The sequence below is a fragment of the uncultured Capnocytophaga sp. genome, assembly GCF_963525585.1.
Lineage (GTDB): Bacteria > Bacteroidota > Bacteroidia > Flavobacteriales > Flavobacteriaceae > Capnocytophaga.
This window is the reverse complement of sequence record NZ_CAURLX010000074.1, coordinates 1-4,752: the sequence shown is the minus strand read 5'-3', so window position 1 is coordinate 4,752 and position 4,752 is coordinate 1. Positions and strand designations below refer to the sequence as shown.

The following is a 4,752-nucleotide window of genomic DNA, read 5'->3' as shown; positions in this document are numbered from 1 at the left end:
TTCATAAGAAGCTGAAGACTCCTCACCTTCAAGCATATCCGTACAAGGCAGCCCAATGAGTGCCAACAGATATAAGCTAAGTATGAAGGTGAAAAATCTCATATTGTTAGCAAAGATACATTTTTTTTTCAATCTGACAAATTTTTTTGATTTTGCTAAAAAATTGAAACTACTTTTATAATCTATTTTAAATAAAGAAGATACAGGAATTACAAGAAGATTAGGTAATGATTTAGTAATAGCTCTTATTTCATTTGATTATACCTATTTTCTCAGTAACTTCTAGGTGCAAAGGTACAACATCTTGACAATATAACCAAAAAAATTTACCTTTGCACCCGCAGACGTGCGTTGCTGCACGTCTGCGTGGAGCTGGTAATGTGTCAGATGTGTTATTTTTAATTATGTAGTAGAATGCGACAAAAATAAATAGTAAATAGTAAAAAAATTACTGAGGCACCTATTTTATTCTTTTTGTTGGGGCAGGGGCTAGTAGGTAATGAGTAAGAAAAGGATTCCTGCGAGGATACGGTAATAGCCCCAAGGGGTGAAGCCATATCGCTTTACTAGGGATACGAATCCCTTGATGGCGATAATTGCCACCAGATAAGCCACTAGGTTTCCTATAAGGAAGGTGGTGAGGTACTGGCTATTCTGAGCTAGGAGCTGGTATCCCTTAAGGTCGACCCCTGTACCGTGGTAGGTCTTCAGGCAAAGGGAATAGACCGTTACGGCGAGCATCGTAGGGACGGCTAGGAAGAAGGAGAACTCGGCGGCGAGTCCGCGAGAGAGCCCTTGCTCCATCCCCCCGATGATAGAGGCGGCGGAACGGCTGGTTCCGGGCATCATCGCTAGGCACTGCCAGAGCCCTATAAGGAAGGCATTTTTGGGAGTGATATTCTCTTGAGTGGTTACTTTAGGTTCTTTGAAGAAACGGTCGATAAAGATCAGTACTACCCCTCCGGCGATAAGCATCAGAGCGATATAAACGGGCTTGCCCATTACCTTCTCAATAGGGTCGTCCAGGAGCTTTCCTAGGATAAGGGCAGGGATTACAGCGATGATGAGCTTACCATAGAAACGCCAGCGTTCTGAGGAGAAGCTGAAGAAAGTACGCCCGTAGAGGGTTACCACGGCAAGGATTGCGCCTAGCTGGATACAGAGGGCGAAGATGCGGAAGAAATCGTCCTCGGGGATTCCCATCAGCTCACGGGAAAGAATCATATGAGCGGTGGAGGATACGGGCAGGTACTCGGTGAGTCCCTCTACGATAGCGATCAGGATGGCGTGCAACAAGTCCATAGCGTATTATTTAGAGGGTTTATTTTCGTCTTTTTTCTTTTTCTGGTATAGGATAGCCACCACCTGTGTAGCGAAGCCTAAAAGCACCAGTGTAGGCGCTAAGCTGATTCTTCTAAAACCGAAGATATCGGGGTTGAACACCTTAGGATCCTCACTGCCCCCGCCACTCATCAGCAAGAAGCCTATTACAATAAGGGCAAGCCCTATGAGGAGCCCTATAAAATTCTCTTTCTTAAATATAAATTCTTTCATAAAAGTGAGTTTTTATTAGTGAATTAACAAAACTTAAACGTATATTGTACTTGTTCTTGGACAGAGATGCTTTCTTTTTCAAATTTCAGCTGCTTGATAGGGTTGGCAATGGTTACCAACTCAGGGGTAGCCTCCATATGAATAACCAAAGTAACTATATAATCCTCTTGGTAGGCTTGGGCTTTGTCAAACTCCTTTTGGGTAAGCCTAAAATCACCTGTTCTCTGGCGGATGCCCTTGACCTCTGCCAGAAAAGATTTCTCTGCTACATCTATTTGGAAATCATAGCCATCACCGTAGAGACGTGCATCTTGTAAGACTCCCTTGTGAAAGAGAGGAATCTGTTGGTAATTTTGCATAAAATACCATTCTGCCTGCCAGCCTGTCTCTTGCATTTTTCTGAACTGTGATTTCACAATAGGCTTTGCCTGAAGGGTTATCTCAGTTATCTTGTAATACTCCTTGAGGAATAGCTTTACTACATTGGCATATCCTAGTACCTCTTCCTTGCCGAATAAGCTATCTATGAGTAATTTTCTGGGCTCATAGACCTGTTTTCTCTGCCACCATCCTTTTCTGCCATTCTCAAAAAAAGGGTCGAACAAATCCCTTCTATTCTTGACAACGCTCGGAGTCTCGACAATTCCTAAACGAACGAAATACTCATAGAAGTCGCTCTTGGAATGGAAGCCAAACTGTTGGATAAAAGCATCGTCAAACTTAGCCAATCCATAGCCTAGAAGGTTCAATAATTCATAGTTTTTATGTTTTTCCATCGTTGGGCGACCGTTATTCCGTTATTCTTTAGGTTTGGGTTAGTAATACAGGTCATCTGTATGTAGGTTCAGGAAGCGTTGGGCGGCGAAGTAGGTACTAATCCAGCTGAGGAAGGTACCCATCGCAAAAATGCCTATGAACACCCCTACCAAGTCGCCTATATGTTCGTTCAGGGCGATTTCAGGCCATTGCTCTCCTACCCAATACACCAATAGGCTCAGAGCGATACAGGCGAGGGTGGCACTGAGGAGCCCCAAGGCGATATGCTTGAGGATAAACGGACGGCGGATGAATGCCTTGGTGGCGCCCACCAGCTGCATCGTCTTGATGACAAAGCGTTTGGAATAGACTGCCAAGCGGATAGAGGCGTTGATGAGCAACATCGCCACTAGGGTAAAAATCACCGATATCCCCAACAGCGCTAGGCTGATACGGGTGAGATTATGGTCAATCTTAGCCAGCAGGTCTCGGTCATAGGTTACTTCCTTGACGGAGGCATTCTGAGCGATTTCTTCAGCGATGACACGCACTTGCTCAGGGGTTACATAGCTTGCCTTAAGCCTGAGGTCAAAAGAGTTTTTTAGGGGATTGACCCCGATGAGAGTGACAAAGTCCTCCCCTAGCTCCTGCATAAAGGTTTCTGCAGCGGCTTCCTTGGAGATATATTGAACCTCAGCGGTATAGTCTGCCAGAGAAAGGCTCTTATGCAACTGCTGTATGTCGGCTTCCTTGGCTTGGTCTTTGAGGAAAATGGAGATTACCAAGCGTTCTTTATAATGCTCGGTAAGTCGCTGTCCATTGAGTACCAAGAGCCCCAAGAGCCCCAAGAGGAAGAGTACAAGGGTGATACTCAGGGTAATAGAGAAATAGGAAGAGACGAGCTTCCTACGGTTATAACGTTCGCTACGGGTGTGCACGGTAATAAAATTCTATTTCAGGGGCAAAGGTACAAAAATAATTATAATATCCCACAGAAGTGTGAAGCCACACAGGCATTTTTTTTCTTTTAAAAAGGCTAGAAAATTGTCCAAGGGTGCGGGGGCGGGTCGCCCCTGACAATTTCTTTCTTTTTGAGGTTATAAGAATAATTACCTGTGCGGGTGTGAAGCCACACGGGCAGTTTTTTTCTTTAAGAGTGTTATAAGAGTGTGAAGCCGCACAGGCATTTTTTTCCCCGCTAGCGCGAGCTTTAAGCTCGTGCTTATATAGAAGAGAGCTTGAAGCTCTATGAATACTGGGCACAAGCTACAAGCTTGCGCCAGCAGGGTACGAAGCCGTACGGGCGTTTTTTTAAAGGCTAGAAATAATTCTCAGAGGCGAGTCGCCTCCCGCACAGACATTTTCTTTCTTTTTGAGTTTAAAAAATAATTGTCAGGGGTGACTCACCCCCCGCACGGGCAATTTTTTTGCTTTCTAGGAATAAAAAAATAATTGTCCGAGGCGACCCGCCTCCCCCCTCTCTCAGCAGATTTTTTCTATGCCTTGTTGTTGGCATTTTTGGAAGAAGAACTTCAGGGCTATTTCGCGCTTGAGGGATAGGTCTCCTTCGGGGGATAGGGTCTGCTTGAGGCGCTGTCTCAGGGGTGCTTGGGCGCGTTGTTCTTGGGCATACTGGGCACGCATCAGGGCTTGTTCGTCAGGGGTAAAGGGTGGGATGATGCCCTTACGACAGAGTCCTAAGTAGAGCCACTCGCTGAAGAACGGTAGCTCCCCCCGCTGGCAGTAGTCCTGATAGGCACGATGGATATTCTGAGCAAATCGCTCTGGGGATAGGTAGCCTGAGGAGGAGCGCTCTTGTACCTCTTCCTTGGGCGTTGTGGATATCCGGTGTGTCTGCCGTAATTGCCGCATCCAATCTTGGTACTTGGCAAGTATCTGGCTGAGGTAGGTAGCATTTACCAGCTGATAGTGCTGTGTATGTTCGCCATAGGCTCCATAGCGCTCTAGCTGTAAGGCTTTGTATATCTCCTCTAGGGAGAGATAGGCAAACTGAGAGGCTACAAGCCGTAGGATATCCTCCTTCTGTAGGGGTGATATACGTCCTTGTATGCCCACCAATAGTGCGTGCTGAGTAATGATAGCCCCTAGTAGCGCTCTTGTATGCTCCTTTGGTAGGGTGCGTATAGGTGAGAAAGTAGGTGCTTGCTGTGCAAAGTGTAGGGGATGACAGTCTCCTGCCTTGCATATCTGCGAGAATAGCTGTTGCTGGCTCTCGTCTGCCAAGGAGTCGAGGGTAGCAGGGTATGAAGCCATAGAGGCGCTCCCCTCTTGAGGGGAGGCGGTAGGCATTATAGTAGGTAATATTTCCATTTTCGTTACTAGTTAAGTCTTTTTTATTCAAGTACGAAGCCGGTGTGAAGCCACACGGGGGCGAGTCGCCCCTGACAATTTTGGGGCGGGTCGCCCCTGACATTTTTTTCT

The 4,752-nt window shown here is 46.2% G+C and carries 5 protein-coding genes; all 5 read right to left on the bottom strand.

From position 1 onward, the window contains the following. Positions 1-489: 489 nt before the first annotated feature. Positions 490-1,302: an undecaprenyl-diphosphate phosphatase gene (locus RYK20_RS10650; protein ID WP_314895406.1), complete on the bottom strand. Its 813-nt coding sequence runs from the start codon at positions 1,300-1,302 to the stop codon at positions 490-492. A gap of 6 nt (positions 1,303-1,308) precedes the next feature. Continuing rightward, positions 1,309-1,554: a DUF3098 domain-containing protein gene (locus tag RYK20_RS10645; RefSeq protein ID WP_314895405.1), complete on the bottom strand. Its 246-nt coding sequence runs from the start codon at positions 1,552-1,554 to the stop codon at positions 1,309-1,311. A 23-nt stretch (positions 1,555-1,577) separates the two neighbouring features. Then, positions 1,578-2,330, bottom strand: coding sequence for a DUF3883 domain-containing protein (locus RYK20_RS10640; protein ID WP_314895404.1), 753 nt, complete (start codon positions 2,328-2,330; stop codon positions 1,578-1,580). A 39-nt stretch (positions 2,331-2,369) separates the two neighbouring features. After that, positions 2,370-3,248 (bottom strand): ABC transporter permease, encoded by an 879-nt coding sequence (locus RYK20_RS10635; protein ID WP_297978427.1) that lies wholly within the window; start codon positions 3,246-3,248, stop codon positions 2,370-2,372. 544 nt (positions 3,249-3,792) lie between these two features. Continuing rightward, positions 3,793-4,641 carry a hypothetical protein gene (locus RYK20_RS10630; RefSeq protein WP_314895403.1) on the bottom strand — a complete coding sequence of 283 codons (849 nt, stop codon included), beginning with the start codon at positions 4,639-4,641 and terminating at the stop codon, positions 3,793-3,795. Positions 4,642-4,752 lie beyond the last annotated feature (111 nt).

Bases quoted from the DNA above. Each gene is read 5' to 3' on its own strand.
- RYK20_RS10650 (WP_314895406.1), bottom strand. From the start codon at position 1,302: ATGGACTTGTTGCACGCCATCCTGATCGCTATCGTAGAGGGACTCACC.
- RYK20_RS10645 (WP_314895405.1), bottom strand. From the start codon at position 1,554: ATGAAAGAATTTATATTTAAGAAAGAGAATTTTATAGGGCTCCTCATA.
- RYK20_RS10640 (WP_314895404.1), bottom strand. From the start codon at position 2,330: ATGGAAAAACATAAAAACTATGAATTATTGAACCTTCTAGGCTATGGA.
- RYK20_RS10630 (WP_314895403.1), bottom strand. From the start codon at position 4,641: ATGGAAATATTACCTACTATAATGCCTACCGCCTCCCCTCAAGAGGGG.